The 18,174-nt window shown below is 38.3% G+C and carries 13 protein-coding genes; all 13 read left to right on the plus strand.

Going from position 1 to position 18,174, the window contains the following annotated elements; genetic code table 11:
* Positions 1–38: 38 nt before the first annotated feature.
* The 13 genes from A6B45_RS03390 to A6B45_RS03450 all read left to right on the plus strand — a co-directional run bounded on the left by A6B45_RS03390 (position 39) and on the right by A6B45_RS03450 (position 18,147).
* Positions 39–4,352, plus strand: a complete 4,314-nt coding sequence (locus tag A6B45_RS03390; RefSeq protein ID WP_072613346.1) for a PolC-type DNA polymerase III — start codon at positions 39–41, stop codon at positions 4,350–4,352.
* Positions 4,353–4,420: 68 nt separating this feature from the next.
* Positions 4,421–4,828, plus strand: a complete 408-nt coding sequence (locus tag A6B45_RS03395) for a phosphate-starvation-inducible protein PsiE (RefSeq protein ID WP_072613347.1) — start codon at positions 4,421–4,423, stop codon at positions 4,826–4,828.
* A 99-nt stretch (positions 4,829–4,927) separates the two neighbouring features.
* Positions 4,928–5,839 (plus strand): ribokinase, encoded by a 912-nt coding sequence (rbsK, locus tag A6B45_RS03400; protein WP_072614467.1) that lies wholly within the window; start codon positions 4,928–4,930, stop codon positions 5,837–5,839.
* Positions 5,839–7,251: an RsmF rRNA methyltransferase first C-terminal domain-containing protein gene (locus A6B45_RS03405; protein ID WP_072613348.1), complete on the plus strand. Its 1,413-nt coding sequence runs from the start codon at positions 5,839–5,841 to the stop codon at positions 7,249–7,251. The genes rbsK and A6B45_RS03405 overlap by 1 nt, the downstream gene beginning before the upstream one ends.
* A gap of 156 nt (positions 7,252–7,407) precedes the next feature.
* The gene (locus A6B45_RS03410) at positions 7,408–8,523 is read left to right on the plus strand and encodes a BMP family lipoprotein (protein ID WP_072613349.1); all 1,116 of its coding nucleotides are present in this window, start codon (positions 7,408–7,410) and stop codon (positions 8,521–8,523) included.
* Between the two features lie 150 nt (positions 8,524–8,673).
* Positions 8,674–9,018, plus strand: coding sequence for a DUF1831 domain-containing protein (locus tag A6B45_RS03415; protein WP_072613350.1), 345 nt, complete (start codon positions 8,674–8,676; stop codon positions 9,016–9,018).
* A 44-nt stretch (positions 9,019–9,062) separates the two neighbouring features.
* On the plus strand, positions 9,063–9,716 hold the full coding sequence (locus A6B45_RS03420; protein WP_072613351.1) for a histidine phosphatase family protein: 654 nt from the start codon (positions 9,063–9,065) through the stop codon (positions 9,714–9,716).
* Positions 9,716–12,103 (plus strand): SF1B family DNA helicase RecD2, encoded by a 2,388-nt coding sequence (recD2, locus tag A6B45_RS03425; RefSeq protein ID WP_072613352.1) that lies wholly within the window; start codon positions 9,716–9,718, stop codon positions 12,101–12,103. The genes A6B45_RS03420 and recD2 overlap by 1 nt, the downstream gene beginning before the upstream one ends.
* Positions 12,104–12,152: 49 nt before the next feature.
* Entirely contained in the window at positions 12,153–13,124 is a 972-nt protein-coding gene (locus A6B45_RS03430) for a ribose-phosphate diphosphokinase (protein ID WP_072613353.1), read from the plus strand.
* Positions 13,121–14,011, plus strand: a complete 891-nt coding sequence (locus tag A6B45_RS03435) for an SGNH/GDSL hydrolase family protein (RefSeq protein ID WP_072613354.1) — start codon at positions 13,121–13,123, stop codon at positions 14,009–14,011. Before A6B45_RS03430 ends, A6B45_RS03435 begins: the two co-directional genes overlap by 4 nt.
* A gap of 1 nt (position 14,012) precedes the next feature.
* On the plus strand, positions 14,013–15,005 hold the full coding sequence (locus A6B45_RS03440; RefSeq protein ID WP_011679495.1) for an aldo/keto reductase: 993 nt from the start codon (positions 14,013–14,015) through the stop codon (positions 15,003–15,005).
* A 220-nt stretch (positions 15,006–15,225) separates the two neighbouring features.
* A complete protein-coding gene (gene purD / locus A6B45_RS03445) occupies positions 15,226–16,470 on the plus strand; it encodes a phosphoribosylamine--glycine ligase (protein WP_072613355.1) in 1,245 nt (414 codons plus the stop codon).
* Between the two features lie 12 nt (positions 16,471–16,482).
* Complete coding sequence (locus tag A6B45_RS03450; RefSeq protein ID WP_072613356.1) at positions 16,483–18,147, plus strand: formate--tetrahydrofolate ligase; 1,665 nt, start codon at positions 16,483–16,485, stop codon at positions 18,145–18,147.
* Positions 18,148–18,174: the final 27 nt, after the last annotated feature.

Raw genomic sequence — 18,174 nt, forward strand, 5'->3', positions numbered from 1 at the left:
GATATTTTATCGGCTTTTTTACTCAAGTAGAGGATAAAATGAAGTTAACGCAACAAGAACAATTACAACACTTACTTACGCATATTCAACTACCAGAAGAAATTCATCATTATTTTGATAACGGTTGTTTGTCTCAAGTTGATGTTTCAGTTAGTCAAAAAATGTGGCTTTTTCATGTCGAAATTGAACAGATACTACCGGTAAATGTATACATGCAATTTCAGCAGTATTTACGAACTGCGTTCACTAATATAGCAGTGGTTCAACTTGAGATCACCACGCCAGTGCAGCAAGTTAACGAAGAAGTTGTCAATTCTTATTGGCATCTAGCGCTACAAGAATCAAGTCTTAACCATGCTACAACGCAGCAACTTGCAAGCAACACGATACTAAAGACAATTGAAACGAACCACTTTGGTGTTGCAGTCGGCGCATCAATTTTGTATCGCGCACTGACTGTTGAGGTTATCGATTCAATTACGACAGTTTATCATTCTTTTGGTTTACCAAAAATTAAGTTGACTCCAAAGTTGGATGAACAACTTGAGCAAGAAATTCAAGAAAATGTGGCACAACATCATGCTAAAGCGCGTGAAGATTTGCAGAGAGCAATTGTTGCTAATGAACAATCAAAGCCTAAAGTTTCTAGTGAAGGTGTTGCATTAGCTTTAGGGCGTAAGATACCTGCTGATGCTGAAATTACACGTTTAGATAGTATAGATGGTGAAGAAAATCGTGTTGTTATAGAGGGATATATTTTTGCGGAAGAAATAAGAGAGCTACGTTCTGGACGGAAACTACTAACACTCAAATTGACAGATTATTCAAGCTCTATTTCTGCTAAGAAATTTTCAAATAACGAAAATGATGAAGCTGTTTTTGACGGTTTAAAGTCTGGTTTGTGGGTGCGATTAAGTGGAAACATTCAAGAAGATCAATATGCACGCGAATTGGTGATGAACATATATGATTTGCAGGTTGTAGATCATGCGAATCGACAAGAAGCTTATCAAGCTGAAAAAAAACATATTGAATTACATGCACATACTAATATGTCAGCGATGGATGCAGTTACTGATTTTTCAGGCGTCGCGAAATTAGCAAAAAGTTGGGGACAAACTGCTTTGGCTGTTACTGATACGGGTAATGTTCAGGGATTCCCTGAGGCATCAGCTGCTGGTGCAAAAAATGGTTTGAAAATGATTTATGGCATGGAAGCTAACTTGGTTGAGGATGGTGAGCCCATTGGCTTTAATTTAAATCAAACCGAATTATTGAATAAAGACACTATTTTTGTAGCTTTTGATTTGGAAACAACTGGTTTATCGGCAGTGACAGATCGTATTATTGAGTTATCCGCGGTTAAAATGCAGTTGGGTAACGTTATTGAGAAGTTCTCAGAGTACATTAATCCTGGCTTCCCACTTTCTGAGTTCACCACCAAGTTAACTTCCATTACTGATGCTATGGTTGCTAATTCAGATACAGAAGAAAATATTATTAAACGTTTTCGTGAATGGTCTGGGAATGCCGTCTTGGTTGGGCATAATGTCACATTTGATGTCGGTTTTATGAATGCTGCCTATACGCGCTATAATCAACCCATTATTATGAATGCTATTATTGATACGTTACCATTTACACGCTGGTTATACCCTGATTATAAGTCTTATAGATTAGGCACAATTGCCAAGCGTTTCAATATTAATTTGGAACAAGCGCATCGCGCCATTTTTGATGCAGAAACCACTGGACATATCGCTTGGCGATTAATTAAAGAAGCACACGAACGTTATAATTTAAACCGCCATAATGAGTTGAATGATCACATGACTGAAGGAGACGCTTGGAAGCACGGGCGCCCCGTGCATACCACCTTGTTAGTTCAAAATGCAATAGGTTTGAAAAATTTATATAAATTAGTGTCTCGATCTAACATTGAGTTTTTTGCCCGGGTACCGCGTATTCCAAGATCAATTCTAGAACAGTATCGGGAAGGGTTACTTATCGGTACAGGAGATACGGGTGGTGATGTTATCATTACCTTGATTGAAAAAGGATATCAAGAAGCAAAGAAAAAGGCAGCATATTACGATTTTATTGAAATACAGCCAACAGCCAATTATCAACCAATGATTGAATCAGGATTGATTGCAGATGAAGAAAAATTGCAAGATATTTTGAAAGATATGGTGTCAATAGGTGATAAACTTAAGAAACCTGTTGTAGTTACCGAGGATGTAAAGTACACAAATCCTGAAGACAAGATTTATCGAAATATCTTAATTGCCACACAACCTGGAAACCCACAAAATAGAACCGAATTGCCGGACCTATATTTTAAAACAACACAAGAATTACTTGATGATTATGCTTTTATGGGTGAAGCATTAGCAAAAAAGTTGGTTATCGATAATACACATTTAATTGCTGATATGTTAGAGAATGTTGAACCACTAAAAAGTGGTTCGTATCCACCAAATATTCCTGAGGCTGGCGATGAGTTAACTGAAAAAACTTATCGCACAGCTAAGGAATGGTACGGTGATCCTATTCCAGAAGAAATACAGGCTCGCATCGATCAAGAATTAAAAGCCATTATCGGTAATGGGTTTGCGCCACACTACATTATTGCACAAAGGCTGGTTGCGAAATCAATTAAAGATGGTTATTTGGTTGGTTCTCGTGGGTCTGTAGGATCCTCATTTGTCGCTACAATGTCTGGAATTACAGAGGTTAATCCCTTGCCACCTCATTACCGTTCTTCCCATGGAGATTATTTTGAATTGGTAGATCCTAAGCAGTATGAGTCCGGTTATGATTTGCCTGAAAAAGAAGATCCAAATCATCCCGGTGAATTATTGATCGGTGATGGACAAAATATACCGTTTGAAACTTTCATGGGATTTACTGGTAACAAAGTGCCTGATATTGATTTGAATTTTTCTGGTGATTACCAACCAATTGCACATAACTACATGAAAGTATTGTTTGGTGAACATAATGTTTATCGTGCTGGGACAATTGCGACAGTCGCTGAAAAAACAGCTTTTGGTTATGTTAAAGCTTATGAACGTGAACATGAAAAACATTACCGTGGTGCCGAAATTGAACGACTTGCACAGGGAATGACAGGGGTTAAACGTACTACTGGTCAACATCCGGGTGGTATTTTGATTGTACCGCGTGAATATGAGGTATATGACTTTACACCAATACAATATCCAGCTGATGACCAAAAATCTCTCTGGCAAACTACACACATGGATTATCATTCAATACATGATAATTTACTTAAAATGGATATACTGGGTCATGATGATCCAACAATGGTACGTACTTTAAAGGATATGTCGGGAATTGACCCGCAGTCAATTCCTGCCAATGATCCTGGTGTGTTGAGCTTGTTTACATCAACTGAAGCATTAGGCGTTACACCTGAGCAAATTTTTTCTAACACAGGAACACTTGGCTTACCTGAATTTGGTACAAATTTTGTGCGAGGTATGTTAACAGAAACGCAGCCACATACTTACTCGGAATTATTACAAATTTCTGGTTTATCTCATGGTACTGATGTTTGGTTAGGTAATGCCAATGAATTAATTGAGAATGGTACAGCAACAATCGGTACAGTAATTGGAACGCGTGATAAAATTATGACCGATTTAATTAACTGGGGATTTCCTGCTGCTGATGCCTTCAATATTATGGAAAAAGTACGTAAAGGAAAAGGAATAACAGACGAATACCAAAAACAGTTGCGTGAAGCAAAAATTCCTGAATGGTATATTCAATCAATGCTGAAGATTAAGTATATGTTCCCACGTGCTCATGCTGCGGCGTACGTTCTTATGGCGCTAAGAATTGCTTACTTTAAGGTATACTTTCCAACGATATACTATGCCACTTATTTTTCTGTAAGGGCTGATGCGTTTGATATCGTTGCTATGAGTCGCGGTAAGGATGCAACTAAAGCAGCAATACAGAAGCTCAAGTCGCTAGGAAATGATGCCACTGTTGGAGACAAAAATTTGTTAACTGTTTTAGAGATGGCTAATGAAGCATTGGAACGTAATATCACTTTTGCTATGGTTGATTTAAATAAGTCTGAAGCACTGGAGTGGGTCATCGATGGGGATACATTGATTCCGCCATTCGTTTCTTTACCTGGATTGGGAGATAATGTGGCAAAGCAAATCGTTGCTGCTAGAACAGAAAAACCATTCATCAGTAAAGAAGATTTAAAGAAGCGTGGAAAAGTCTCACAAACAATTATTGAGTTTATGACATTGCACTCGGTTTTAGATGGATTGCCGGATGAAAATCAGTTAAGTTTGTTTGATTTTTAGTAATTATGTTAAACTTTTGATACGGATATAAAACATTCTAAATCTGTCTACATTAGAGGGAGAAATTTATGAAACATGAATGGCATCAAAAGGTAGCTGGATATTTTGAATACGTTTTAAATATTATGATGATTTTAATTGGTATCGTTATATTTGGTTTTTTGATTCGTGAAATTTGGAATTTGGCACAAATGTTGTCAATTAAGGATATTTCAGGGCATTTTACGGAATTAGCTGAGCAAATATTGATTGTCTTTCTATTTTTTGAATTTTTGGGATTAGGGAGAGAATACTTTGTTAAGGATGCGCATATTTCCACTGATAATTTCTTGTATATTGGTGTTACAGCTATTGTACGAGCAATGCTTGTATATCACGATGAAACTTATAAAACATTAATGCTAGCTGCTTCGATATTCTTACTTATTTCAGCTCAGGCAATTTATCGTTACTTTAGACCAAAGCAAAAATATTGAATAACTAATATTTAAAAAAGAATGTTTAGTAATCTATGCTTTTCGTTATCTATTTCATGGTATGATAATAAAAGAAATTTTATTAAAATGGACGGAAACATGACTAAAAACATTGTTGTACTCGGCAGCTTGAATGTCGATAATATTATGAAAATGCCACGGATGCCACTTGTTGGCGAAACAATGGCGCTTACTGATGTAACAACAGCACCAGGTGGTAAAGGGGCTAATCAGGCAGTTGCCGCATCACGGCAAGGAGCAAATGTTTCATTTATTGGTGCTGTTGGCAACGATGCGAATGGACAGTTTATGAGAGCAACATTACTCACTAATGGTGTTAATGTGGACGCAGTGTCAACAAATAGTGATGTGCCAACTGGGTCAGCATACATTATGTTGCAAGATAGTGGTGCAAATACAATATTGATTCATGGTGGGGCAAACCAAGCCTTAACAATTGAGGACATAAATACAGCGTTAATTGCGCAAGCTGATGTACTAATCGCACAATTTGAAGTGCCGTTCGAAGTTATTTTGGCGGCATTTAAAATTGCTAAACAAAATAATGTGCAAACAATCCTAAATCCAGCTCCGGCTGTGTACGAACTTACCCCAGAACTAATGGCTGTTACTGATATTGTGCTGCCAAATGAAACAGAAGCGCAATTACTAACGGGCATCAGTGTTATCAATGACGAGGGTGTTTTAAATCGAGTTAGCGATGCCCTACAAGCGAAGGGAGTCCAACGGAGTATTATCACATTAGGAGAAGCGGGATCATTTATCGCCGATGGTCAAAAAAGATGGTGGGTACAACCCGAAAAGGTAGATGCACAAGATACTACTGCGGCAGGTGACACTTTTATTGGTACATTAGCCAGCGTCATAGCACCTGATTTTAGTAATTTAGATGATGCTGTGCAGCGAGCTAACATTGCTAGTGCAATCGCTGTAACACGTCCAGGTGCTATTCCTTCAATTCCAACAGACAAAGAGGTTGATAACTATTGATGTTGCCTGAAGACTTTAAAAATAAATACAATCGGCTCCTCGGCGATGAGTATGAAGATTTTTTATTGAGTTTTGACGCACCGGCTCAAAAAGCGTATCGTGTGAATCCATTAAAACCGCATCCTGTCGTCAATGATACAGAAGATCATGGTAATCTTCCCTATGGTAAATGGGGACATTTTGGAGCTGTTAACGGACATTCAGTAGACCACGTTACTGGTGTGGTCTACTCCCAAGAGCCGTCAGCGCAATTTGTGGGTGAGGTTGTTAGGCCAAATCCAGGCGAACGCGTTTTAGATTTAGCCGCTGCACCGGGTGGGAAATCAACTCATCTTGCAGCATTCATGGGGCAAGAAGGACTATTATGGTCTAACGAAATATTCTTAAATCGTGCAAAAATTTTGAGTGAAAATATCGAGCGTATGGGCATTAAAAATGCAATTGTTAGTTCACATACACCAGCTGAACTGAGTTCAAGATTACCTCTTTTTTTCGATAAAATCTTATTAGACGCCCCTTGTTCTGGTGAGGGAATGTTTCGTAAAGATCCCAGTGCGACAGACTATTGGCACGAACATTATCCAGCAGAGAATGCCACGAGGCAGCGTGAAATTCTCGGAGAAGCTGTTAAAATGCTTCGTCCGGGTGGGCAGATAGTTTACTCAACTTGTACATTTGCTCCAGAAGAGGACGAACAAATAATCAATTGGCTCATGGCGGAGTATCCTGAATTTAGTTTGGTTTCGATTGAAAAACCAAACAGCGCTAATATCAGTGATGCACGTCCTGAATGGATAGACGAACTTTTTGTAAATGGAACAAATGAGCACAGTGCAACGACAACCAAAGATGAGATGAAAAAAGCTGCAAGATTGTGGCCACATAAGCTTGAAGGGGAAGGACATTTTGTGGCGAAGCTTGTTAAGGCTAATGACGATTACGATGATGTATCTGTTGTCAAACCGCTTAAAAACAAACCTTTAGATAAACAACAACGTGAACTCTTATTTAGTTTTTTTGAGGAAACATTGGTTACATTTGATCAAAAAGCAAATGAATATGTTTTGTTTGGAGATCATTTGTATATGGCACCATTTGGCACACCAGATATTTCAAGTATGAAGATATTACGTCTTGGCCTTGAATTAGGTTTATTTAAGAAAAAAAGATTCGAGCCAGCACATGCGTTAGCTCTGGCCTTGAACCCTGATGAAGTTAATCAGTCGTATGAAATGAACCATGAGGAGTGGGCACAATTTGTTCATGGTGATGTCATTCAGACAAGGCAGGACCTAGACAAAGGTTGGGTATTAATGACTGCTAAAGGTAACGGTGCTGGATGGGGACGCTACGTTAACGGACAAATTAAGAACTTTTTTCCAAAAGGATTGCGGTTTGTTGTTAAAAAATAAATTTTTTTGGACAGCTTTTCTTTAAAAAACAAGGACTGAAAATGGCCTTGTTTTTTCTTCGCGGTCACGTAAAATGTATTAATGTTAGTATTCGAGAAAGTGCTACACTAATCAAGATTATTTTATTGAAAACAAGGTGAAACGGGAGAAATTATCATGAATAGGTCAACAAAAATTTTTACTGGTTTGGCAGCTGTTGCTGTGATTGCAGGTGGCATTTACGCAGCTACCAGTCACAACTCATCTAGCTCAAAAAATACAAATAAAAGCGCTACTTTAGGATTGGTCTTAGATGTTGGTGGTGTTGATGATCATTCTTTTAACCAATCAGCATGGGAGGGTGCAAAATCTTATGCCAAGGAAAACAATTTAAAAGCTGGACAAAATGCAGCAGTTACATATTTTAATACAAAAAGTCAGTCAGACTTAAATCAGAATTTTAATTTGGCTACAAAAAGTAAAAAATATGATATTGTTTACGGTATTGGTTACTCATTAAACCAATCAATTAGCAAATCAGCAAAACTTAATCCAAAACAGAAATTTGTGCTAGTTGATGATATTGTCAAAAACCGTAAGAATGTAGCAAGTGTGATGTTCCGTTCGGAGCAATCTTCTTACTTAGCTGGTGTAGCTGCAGCAACGAAAGCAAAAGAAAATGGTGAAAAAACAGTAGGATTTATTGGTGGTATCCATGGAAACATCATCGACGCTTTCGATGCGGGATTTGAAGCGGGCGTGAAAGCAACGGATTCATCATTGACAGTTCAAAAACAATATGCAGATTCTTTCTCTGATTCCGCCAAGGGGAAGACGATTGCGGCTGCTATGTATGCTTCTGGTATTCGCACAATTTTTGCTGCCGCAGGATTTGTCGGTAATGGCGCATTTGCTGAAGCTAAGGCTGAAAATACAAAGTTAGATGCAGACTCAAAAGATCGTTTGTACATTATTGGTGTTGACCGTGATCAAAAATCTGACGGATCATATACATCAAAAGATGGGAAAAAGGTCACATCGACGATGGCCTCTTCAATTACTTCAGTTGGCGATGGTGTGAAAAACATTGCTGATAAATATAATAAAGACAAGAAGTTCCCTGGTGGTAAAACAATCGCTTATGGCTTGGAAGATCATGGTGTTTATTTAACAAAGTCTGAATTGACTAAGTCTCAAAAGGCCGCAGTTAAAAAGGCAGCAAAGTCAATTATTAATGGTAAAATTACAGTACCAAACCATCCTAAGGGTTCACAATTTAATCAAAACTTTTAAATACTAAAAGCTATTCGTTTGAATGGCTTTTTTTGTACTTAGTTAATACTTTTTAGTACTACCTTCGTTTAAGAAGTTTATTGGTAGCAAAGCATTTGACTGAAATACTTGTTATAATATTAATTAGACAAATCAGGGAGAAAATCAGACATGGCTTTTGACAAAACTGTAACGATACCTGGCGATAAGACATATAAGCTCAGTAATAATGTTAAAAAATATACACTTGGAGATCTTGGATTTATTACAAATAAAGCTGGTGTACATATATTACACCGTGCTTTAGAACCAGAAAAGGCGCTCGATAATGCTATTCAATTGAAAGTCTCAATCAATCAAGAACTGACTGGATTTAAAATGAGTACAGTTTCTGCTGGAGATGTTGTGCGAGTTGATATTTTTAAAAACAATAATGCTGCTGAGTTGGTGAAACTTTATTATTTTTTCGTGAATGAATTAATTGAACGAGGCGTTCTGGAAGAAATAAATGAATAAACTTCTTTTGAAGTGGTTAATGCAGGAGGCCTAAGTAATTAATTATGACAAAATTTTATTTTGTACGACATGGACAAACTGAATGGAATCTTGAGCGCCGTTTTCAAGGTGGGCATGGTGATTCTGAATTGTTACCTTCGAGTTACAATGATATGAAAAAAGTGGGCAAGTTCTTGAGTGAAATCAAGTTCGACCACATTTATGCTTCGCCAATACGTAGGGCACGTATTACTGCGATTAATATCGCTAAACAACTAAAATATAAGCCTGCTTTATCTTTACGGTCAAATCTAGCTGAAGTTGGTTTGGGCGCATGGGAAGGGGAACTAGTTGCTAATGTAAAAGAACAGTATGCATCAAGCTATGACAATTACCGCAATGATTTAGATAAGTTTGAAGGAAAAGAATTTGGGGGCGAGGGATATACAAAAGCTGAAGCCCGGTTTGTTCGTTTTATCAAAGCAACCGCCAATAATTTCCCAGAAAGCAATATTTTAATTGTTTCTCATGGTATGGAGCTGTCTTTTGGATTAAATGGCTTACTAAAGCAACCCCGTATGAGCATTCGTGAGCGAGGTGGCTTGACTAATACATCAACGACTATTTTATCAACTACTGATGGTGAAAATTTTGTGATAGAAGACTGGAATAATACCAGTTATCTGAATAAAAAACAGGATGATTCGACAACAATTTGATGGCATATCCGGAAAAACAATTAGATAAAATAACTGGCACGTTACAAAACGTTATTTTTTCATCGACAGAATCTTATTTTAAAATTTTGTCGGTACATATTGAAGAATCAACTTTAGAAGATTGGCAAGAGCCAGAAATGATTGCCACTGGAACATTTGCTGACGTCCAAGAAGGAAGTGTATACGGATTTTATGGCCATTTGGTTCGACATCCAAAATACGGACAGCAATTTAAAGTCGACCATTACGAAAATGAACTGCCTCCTGATGAAAATGGATTGATTAAGTATTTTGCTAGTGGTCAATTTACTGGAATTGGTAAAAAAACGGCTGAAAAAATTGTTAACCATTTGGGATTAAATGCGGTTAATCTAATTCTAGATGACGTAAAAATTCTTGACGGTATTGTAAAACCAGAAACAGCTCGAAAATTGGCTCGAACATTGCAACTTAACTTAGGCCTAGAACGCTTGTTCCAAATCGGCAATCAATTTGGTATCGGCGCGGACATTGCCGGACGTTTATATGATCAATACGGTAACGAGGCACAAGACATTTTAACACAAGACCCTTACCGTTTAGTATTTGAATTTGATGGCATTAGTTTTAAAAAAGCCGATGATATTGGTCGTAAGGTTGGTGTAGATAAATTCGATGAACGGCGTATGCAAGCCGCTGTTTACGCAACAATTATGAATGTAACGTTTCAATATGGTCATATGTTTTTATCACACGATCAACTATTATTGTCAGTCGAGCAAATGTTGCATCAAAACAACACCGAAATGTCGAAGCAAATTCAAAAGGCTATTCAGAGCTTAATTGATAGCAATATTTTGGTTAACGATGATGGCCGTTATTATGCCCAAAGGTTATATATCGCTGAAAAAGAAACGGCCAGTAATTTAAAGCGATTATTAAATACAAGCTCTCCATTGAATATAACGGCAAACGATATTGATGAATCATTTGTGACGCCTGGACAAATGACGCTTGATCAGACACAAGTTGAGGCGGTTAAAGCCGGTTTAAAATCACAAATTTTCTTGTTAACAGGTGGACCCGGCACTGGAAAAACAACAATTATTCGCACAATGGTCGCCACTTGGAAGAAAATGATTCAAAATCGTGCAAAGTTTGCAGATAATACTAAAGATTTCCTCAAAAATTATCAGGTCAGAATGGCTTCACCAACAGGACGTGCAGCAAAGCGTATGACTGAAGTAACAGGTTATGATGCTTCGACAATCCATCGGTTGCTGGGGATTGCTGATTTAGATGAGCCAGAGTTTAATGCGGACAATCCTATCGCAGGCGGTTTGCTTGTAATAGATGAAGCCTCGATGCTGGATATTGAGTTAACGTCAAAATTACTAGCAGCGGTTCCAAATGGGATGAAGGTAATTATCGTCGGAGATAGCGATCAACTACCGTCGGTTGGGCCTGGCAATGTATTAGAGGATTTAGTTAGTAGCGGAGATATCACTCATATTGAATTAGAAGTTATTTATCGACAAGGCCGTGGTAGCAGTATTACTGAACTTGCAACGCATATTAAAAACGGTGAGTTACCAACAGATTTCTTAGAGAATCAACCAGATCGTTCGAGTTTTATGGTGAATTCAGAGCAAGCTTCGCAAGCGATTGAACAAGTGGTTGCATTGGCGATAAAAAAAGGTTACACGCAAGATGATTTACAAATATTAACCCCAATGTACAAAACATCTGCCGGTGTAATTGCTTTAAATCAAATGGCTCAAAAATTGTTTAACCCGCTTAAATCAAATCAAAAAAGTTTGCAGTTTGGCATGACGATTTTCCGAAAAGGTGATAAGGTCTTACAGTTAGAAAATGACAGCGAGCGAGATGTTTATAACGGAGATATGGGCAAAATAATTGCTGTCCAGTACAAGTCTGACATTGGCAATGATGATAATGAAGATCGCCTCATCATTGATTTTGATGGTAAAGAATTGGCTTATCCAAAAAAAAATTTGAATCAACTATCATTAGCGTACGCTACGACCGTCCATAAAGCACAAGGTAACGAGTTTCAATTGGTTATCATGGTTTTGACAAATCATTTTGGTTTAATGCTTAATCGAAATTTATTGTATACAGGAATTACCAGAGCTAAAGAGGCTTTGATTCTTGTGGGAGAATACACCGCATTTGAACGTGCTTCACGCACCTTGGTGCCGAAGAGATTCACATTTCTGCAACAAAGGTTGGGCCACAGCAAAACTGAAGTGAATGAGCATGATAGTACAAACGAACCGGAAACTATCCGTGAAAAAGAACCTCATTTGACAACAACAATGATTATTAGTAATGCGGTTAATCCGATGATTGGAATGGAAAATATTACCCCATATGATTTCATGTAATCGTTTTCATATAGTATAATGTATAATATAATAATGAATGGAGAACTTTATGACACCAGCATATGAGTTATTTAACCTTGGCAGTAATGATGAACTGGCAGGTGAAATATCAACAATTTTAGGTGTACCATTAGCCCCAATTGATATCAAAACATTTGCTGATAATGAAATATATGAGCGAATTGAAAATACTGTTCGTGGTCGGAATGTGTATGTCATCCAAGGAATTACGGCACCAGTAAATGATAATTTTATGAAGTTGATGATTTTTATTGATGCAGCGCGTCGTGCTTCTGCTAATTCAATCAACGTTATTATTCCCTATTTCGGTTATGCACGTTCAGACCGAAAAGCCCGTTCTCGCGAACCTATTTCAGCACGTATGATTGCTAACATGTTGGAGTCTCAGGGTGTGAAGAGAGTCATGACGATGGATTTACATGCGGATCAGGTTCAAGGATTCTTTGACATTCCAGTAGATCATTTGCTAGCCATGCCGGCATTGGGGCATTACTTTTATGCTAATGATTTGTTAGGGGATGATTTAGTTGTTGTTGCGCCGGATCATTCTAGTGTGGCTCGTGCACGCAAGTTTGCCAAACTTTTACATGCAGATTGGGCACTAGTTGACCGACGTGTCGATAGTGTTCGCCCGAATACACCTTATCAAATTACCGGTAATGTGTCTGGTAAACGTGCTATTTTAATCGATGATATCATTGATACAGGGACAAGCATGGTCCTTGCCAGCGAAGCGGCTACAAATGCTGGTGCGATTGAAATTTATGCTGTCGCTACGCATGCTGTGTTGTCAGATAACGCGGTCGATCATCTTGAAAAAGCACCAATTGATCATGTTGTTGTAACAAATACTGTTGAAATAGCCGAACATAAAAAAATGAGCAAACTGAAAGTATTGTCCGTGGCCGAATCATTTGCTGAAGCGATCAGACGCATCAATGTGTTTGAAAGTATTGAGGATGTGCTGAAAAGCCCAGATAATTTGGACGTAATGTTATGAAAATAGTGGATCTAGAATCTTTTTTATCTCCTGAATGGGGAAAAACAAGTAATGGATTTGTTACAACTCAATTTGGCGCAGCGTTGGAATTTATAGTTCAAGGTGCGCGAGAAGTTACTTTAAAGTTTGCAAAAAAATACGAGGGTCTCTCGCTGGTAATGTCTCTTAACGGAGAAAATTGGCATGAAATTAACGTTGAAAACGATGTGATCAATTTATCAGTAACTGACGGCCGCTATATTTTATTGGTACGGTCCATTGCTGGTAATCAAATGACACTATGGACTAATCCAATCACATTAGTTTCGTGTCAAATTGACGCTGGAGAGTTAGCCCCAATTGCAACCAATGTAAATTACATTACATTTATTGGTGATTCAATTACTGCTGGTGAGGAAATGATTGAGCATGAGCCGCATCCAGAGCTTAGCTATCCTGAATTGATTGCTGAAATGGTCCATAAGCCACTAGCTCGGATTGGCTATGGTGGTTCAGGTTTAACGCCGAGTGCTCCTTTTCAGGAACCAACGGCTGTTGAGGCATTGTGGCATGTTGCTCCGAATGTTGAGCGTCCTAGGGTGACTTCTGATTTAGTAATTGTTAATTATGGCACAAACGATTATAATTATGGTGCAACGGTGCAAGATTTTTGTTTTGGGTTACGGGTGTACTTGCTCGAACTAATTAAACGTTTCCATGATGCTAAGATAGTGCTACTAGTGCCTTTTAATGGTGCGTTTAAAGAAGTTTTTGAGCAAGAGATAAAACGCTTCGATTGTTTTGTTTTATTGGATACTACGCCGTGGAAAATTTCGCCACAACAAGTGCATCCGAATATTTTGGAGCACGAGCGCGCGGCAAAACTACTTTTAGGAGGATTGATTTAAAATGGTATATGCAGCAGATGAACAACGTTACGAAAAGTTACCTTATCGCCGAGTTAGTGACTCTGGTCTTATTCTACCTGCAGTTTCGTTTGGATTGTGGCGTAATTTAGGTGATCAAATGCCACTTGAAAATTCCAGAAATGTGATTTTAAAAGCGTTTGACAGCGGTATTTTTAGTTTTGATAACGCATCAAATTATGGGCCAAGTAACGGCACAGCCGAAGTGACATTTGGAAATGTTTATCGTAATGATTTAAAGCCTTATCGTGATGAATTGGTGATTACGACGAAAGCCGGTTATCATATGTGGCCTGGACCTTTAGGCGAATTTTCTGGTAAGAAAACATTAGTTGCTGCGCTGGATTTGAGTTTACAACGTATGGGACTAGATTATGTTGATATCTTTTATGCACATCGTTGGGATCCAAACACACGTTTAGAGGAAACAGCTCGTGCATTAGACTTGATTGTAAAACAGGGTAAGGCGCTTTATGTTGGTGTTTCAAACTACACAGCTGAACAAACGAAAGCAATTACTAAAATATTCGATGAACTTGGCACACCATTTATTGGTAACCAAGTATCTTATAACATGTTGAACCGCACAGCTGAAAAAGATGGTCTTCTAGATGTCTTGGATCAAAATCACGCAGGTCTTGTAGCCTACGGACCGCTTGCGGAAGGTTTATTGACTGATCGTTATCTGAAAGAAATTCCTGCTGATTATCCAATCCATCCAACAAATCAATTCTTATTTAAGAACGGTAAGGATGCTCTAATTGCTAAGCTAAATGCTTTAAATGCAATTGCGCAAGGCCGTGGACAAAAATTGTCACAAATGGCGCTAGCTTGGTTATTAAAGGATGAACGCGTTGCAACAGTCGTCATTGGTGCAAGTAAGGTTGAACATTTAGTTGACAACTTAAAGTTTTCCGACAATTTAGATTTCTCTGCGGCTGAACTTAAAGAGATTCAAGCTATTTTAGACAAATAATACTGGATATATCAGGAATCAGTTTTGAACTGGTTCTTTTTTGTTGTCAAAAAAAGAAACCGTTTACAATCCAAACGTTCGACAAATTTTGTCAGATTGTGAAAATGTCCATCAAAAAGCGAACTATATCTTCGTTTATTATAAAAATATAATTTAAAAACATACAAAATGGCCAACATAATTGTTAAACTATAGTTATTAACAAACAAAGAGGCCAGTCATGACAAAAGTTTTGATTATCGGTTCTGGTGCACGTGAGCATGCGCTAGCACAAACATTTTTAAAAAGTCCACAAGTAGATGAAGTCATTGTTGCACCCGGGAATGATGGGATGTCAGATGACCATTTACGACGAGTTGAAATTCCAGTGACTAATTTAATTGAACTAAGGGATTTCGCAAACCAAGAACACGTTGATCTAACGTTTGTTGGCAATGAAGAGCCGTTGACACTAGGTATCGTTGACGTATTTACAGAAGCCTCCTTAAAAATATTTGGTCCAACAAAAAAGGCAGCCCAACTTGAAGGTTCTAAATCATTTACGAAGAACATTCTTCAAAAGTATAATATTCCAACTGCACAATCACTGACCGTAACTTCTTTGAATGAAGCTAATCAAGCTATTGCAAAATTTGGTTTTCCAATTGTTTTTAAGCTCGATGGCTTGGCTTTGGGCAAGGGGGTAACTATTATTGAAAATGCCGCTGATGCTCAAGAATATTTGGAAAAGTTATACACGCAAAATGCTGATGCCAAATTGGTTATTGAGGAATATCTGAAAGGAGTTGAGTTTTCTGTATTCACATTAGTAGGTCCAAACGGTGTGATGACTAATGCGCCTTTAGCACAAGACCATAAACGTCGTTTTGATGGTGATGAAGGACCTAATACTGGTGGAATGGGGGCTTATAGCCCAGTGAAATGGATTTCAGATCAAATTCGTCAGGAAACTATTGAAACTTTAGTTAACCCAACAGTGAAAGCAATGGTTGAAGAGCATGCGCCATTTACTGGTGTCTTATATACAGGCGTCATGTTAACTGAAGAAGGACCTAAAGTCATTGAATTTAATGTTCGATTTGGTGACCCTGAGGCGCAAGTAGTATTACCTCAATTTGAGGGTGATTTTTATCAATTAATTTTGCAACTATTGTCAGGTGAAAAACCAACGTCACATTGGCAAGATGAAGAAGTGTATGTTGGGGTTGTTCTAGCAGCTAAGGGTTATCCTGAACGTCCTCAGAAAGGAGCAATCGTTCCTCAAATTCCATTAGTGACTAATTATGCTGGCGTCAAATTGGCGAACACGGTGTTGCGTGCAAATGGTGGGCGTGTAGCCACTGTTATTGCCCATGACAAAAATGTGAAATTGGCACAAGAAAAAGTTTATAATGTATTAGATAAGACACCGATGGATTTACAATATCGTCACGATATTGCTTATCAAGCTGTTCAAAAATTATAAAGGGAAACAAACATGCAAACAGATATTGAAATTGCCCAATCCGTTGAAATAAAACCCATTACCGAAATTGCAACTGCTGCAGGGCTGCAGGCCAATGAAATTGAGCCCTATGGATACGACAAAGCAAAAATTAAATTGGATCCATCTATCGTGCGTAAGCAAGAATTGGGTAAACTGATCTTGGTTACGTCAATTAATCCAACTCCCGCCGGTGAAGGAAAATCAACAGTAACGGTTGGTTTGGCTGATGCGCTAAGTTTGGCCGATAAAAAGACGATGATTGCGCTACGTGAACCTTCCTTGGGACCTGTGATGGGACTTAAAGGTGGCGCAACTGGTGGTGGCTTTGCGCAAGTTGTTCCAATGGCTGATATTAATTTACATTTTACTGGAGACTTCCATGCATTAACATCAGCTCATGATACACTAGCTGCATTACTAGATAATAGTATTCACCAAGGAAATCCACTAAATATTGATCCACGTCGTATTTTGTGGAAACGCGTAGTAGATATTAATGATCGTGAATTGCGTCATGTTACCGTCGGCTTAGGTGGACCAACTTCAGGCGTTCCGCGTGAAGATGGTTTTGACATTACTGTAGCTTCTGAATTGATGGCTATTCTAACACTCTCAACTGATTTAATGGATATGAAAGAGCGTATCAAGCGTATTGTTGTTGGTTATACCTACAGCAAAGAACCAGTAACTGTTGCTGATTTAGGTGTTGCAGGAGCCCTAACTGTTTTGTTAAAGGACGCTATCAAACCTAATCTTGTCCAAACGTTGGTGCACACACCGGCAATTATTCACGGTGGTCCATTCGCTAACATCGCTCAAGGGACTAACTCTATTTTGGCAACCAAAACAGCTCTGAAATTAGCAGATTATGTTGTCACGGAGGCGGGATTTGGTGCCGACTTGGGTGGCGAGAAGTTCCTAGATATTAAAGTACCGTTGCTGGGTAAAACGCCAGATACAATTGTTATTGTAGCTACTGTACGTGCTTTGAAACATCATGGTGGCGTTGCATTAGCAAATTTGAATAATGAAGATGTCATGGCGCTCAAGAACGGCTTAGAGAATTTGGGTCAACACCTGACAGCGATGAATCGTTATGGCGTACCAGTGTTAGTAGCCATTAATCGCTTCACTTCGGATACGGAAGCAGAGTTACAGGTCATTAAAGATTATGTCCAACAATTTGGCGCTACAGCTTATACAACAGAAGTTTGGGCAAAAGGCGGTGCAGGGGCACAAGAGCTGGCTACGGCTGTCATTAAAAAATCAGCTCAAGAAACAGATTTTACACCACTATATCAAGCTGACGATTCAGCTATTGATAAACTAAATACTATCGTGCAAACAATATACGGTGGAGATGGTGTTGAATTATCAACTAAGGCGCAAAAGCAATTACAAGATTTTGAAAAATATGGTTGGGACAAGTTACCAATTATTATGGCAAAAACGCAGTACTCATTTACAGATGACGCTAAAAAACTTGGGGCACCTAAAGATTTCAAAATTCATATCCGTGAATTCGTACCGAAACTTGGGGCTGGATTTTTAGTCGCATTAACGGGAAACATCATGACAATGCCTGGATTACCAAAACATCCAGCGGCTTTGGATATTGATGTTGATGAAAATGGTACAATTACTGGTTTATTTTAAACTAAAAAATGGCTTTTTGGCCATTTT

The organism is Leuconostoc suionicum (assembly GCF_001891125.1).
Classification (GTDB): Bacteria; Bacillota; Bacilli; order Lactobacillales; family Lactobacillaceae; genus Leuconostoc; species Leuconostoc suionicum.

What these genes read in the sequence shown, in the direction of transcription:
- A6B45_RS03390 (WP_072613346.1), top strand. Translation starts at nt 39, where the DNA reads ATGAAGTTAACGCAACAAGAACAATTACAACACTTACTTACGCATATT.
- A6B45_RS03395 (WP_072613347.1), top strand. Translation starts at nt 4,421, where the DNA reads ATGAAACATGAATGGCATCAAAAGGTAGCTGGATATTTTGAATACGTT.
- rbsK (WP_072614467.1), top strand. Translation starts at nt 4,928, where the DNA reads ATGACTAAAAACATTGTTGTACTCGGCAGCTTGAATGTCGATAATATT.
- A6B45_RS03405 (WP_072613348.1), top strand. Translation starts at nt 5,839, where the DNA reads ATGTTGCCTGAAGACTTTAAAAATAAATACAATCGGCTCCTCGGCGAT.
- A6B45_RS03410 (WP_072613349.1), top strand. Translation starts at nt 7,408, where the DNA reads ATGAATAGGTCAACAAAAATTTTTACTGGTTTGGCAGCTGTTGCTGTG.
- A6B45_RS03415 (WP_072613350.1), top strand. Translation starts at nt 8,674, where the DNA reads ATGGCTTTTGACAAAACTGTAACGATACCTGGCGATAAGACATATAAG.
- A6B45_RS03420 (WP_072613351.1), top strand. Translation starts at nt 9,063, where the DNA reads ATGACAAAATTTTATTTTGTACGACATGGACAAACTGAATGGAATCTT.
- recD2 (WP_072613352.1), top strand. Translation starts at nt 9,716, where the DNA reads ATGGCATATCCGGAAAAACAATTAGATAAAATAACTGGCACGTTACAA.
- A6B45_RS03430 (WP_072613353.1), top strand. Translation starts at nt 12,153, where the DNA reads ATGACACCAGCATATGAGTTATTTAACCTTGGCAGTAATGATGAACTG.
- A6B45_RS03435 (WP_072613354.1), top strand. Translation starts at nt 13,121, where the DNA reads ATGAAAATAGTGGATCTAGAATCTTTTTTATCTCCTGAATGGGGAAAA.
- A6B45_RS03440 (WP_011679495.1), top strand. Translation starts at nt 14,013, where the DNA reads ATGGTATATGCAGCAGATGAACAACGTTACGAAAAGTTACCTTATCGC.
- purD (WP_072613355.1), top strand. Translation starts at nt 15,226, where the DNA reads ATGACAAAAGTTTTGATTATCGGTTCTGGTGCACGTGAGCATGCGCTA.
- A6B45_RS03450 (WP_072613356.1), top strand. Translation starts at nt 16,483, where the DNA reads ATGCAAACAGATATTGAAATTGCCCAATCCGTTGAAATAAAACCCATT.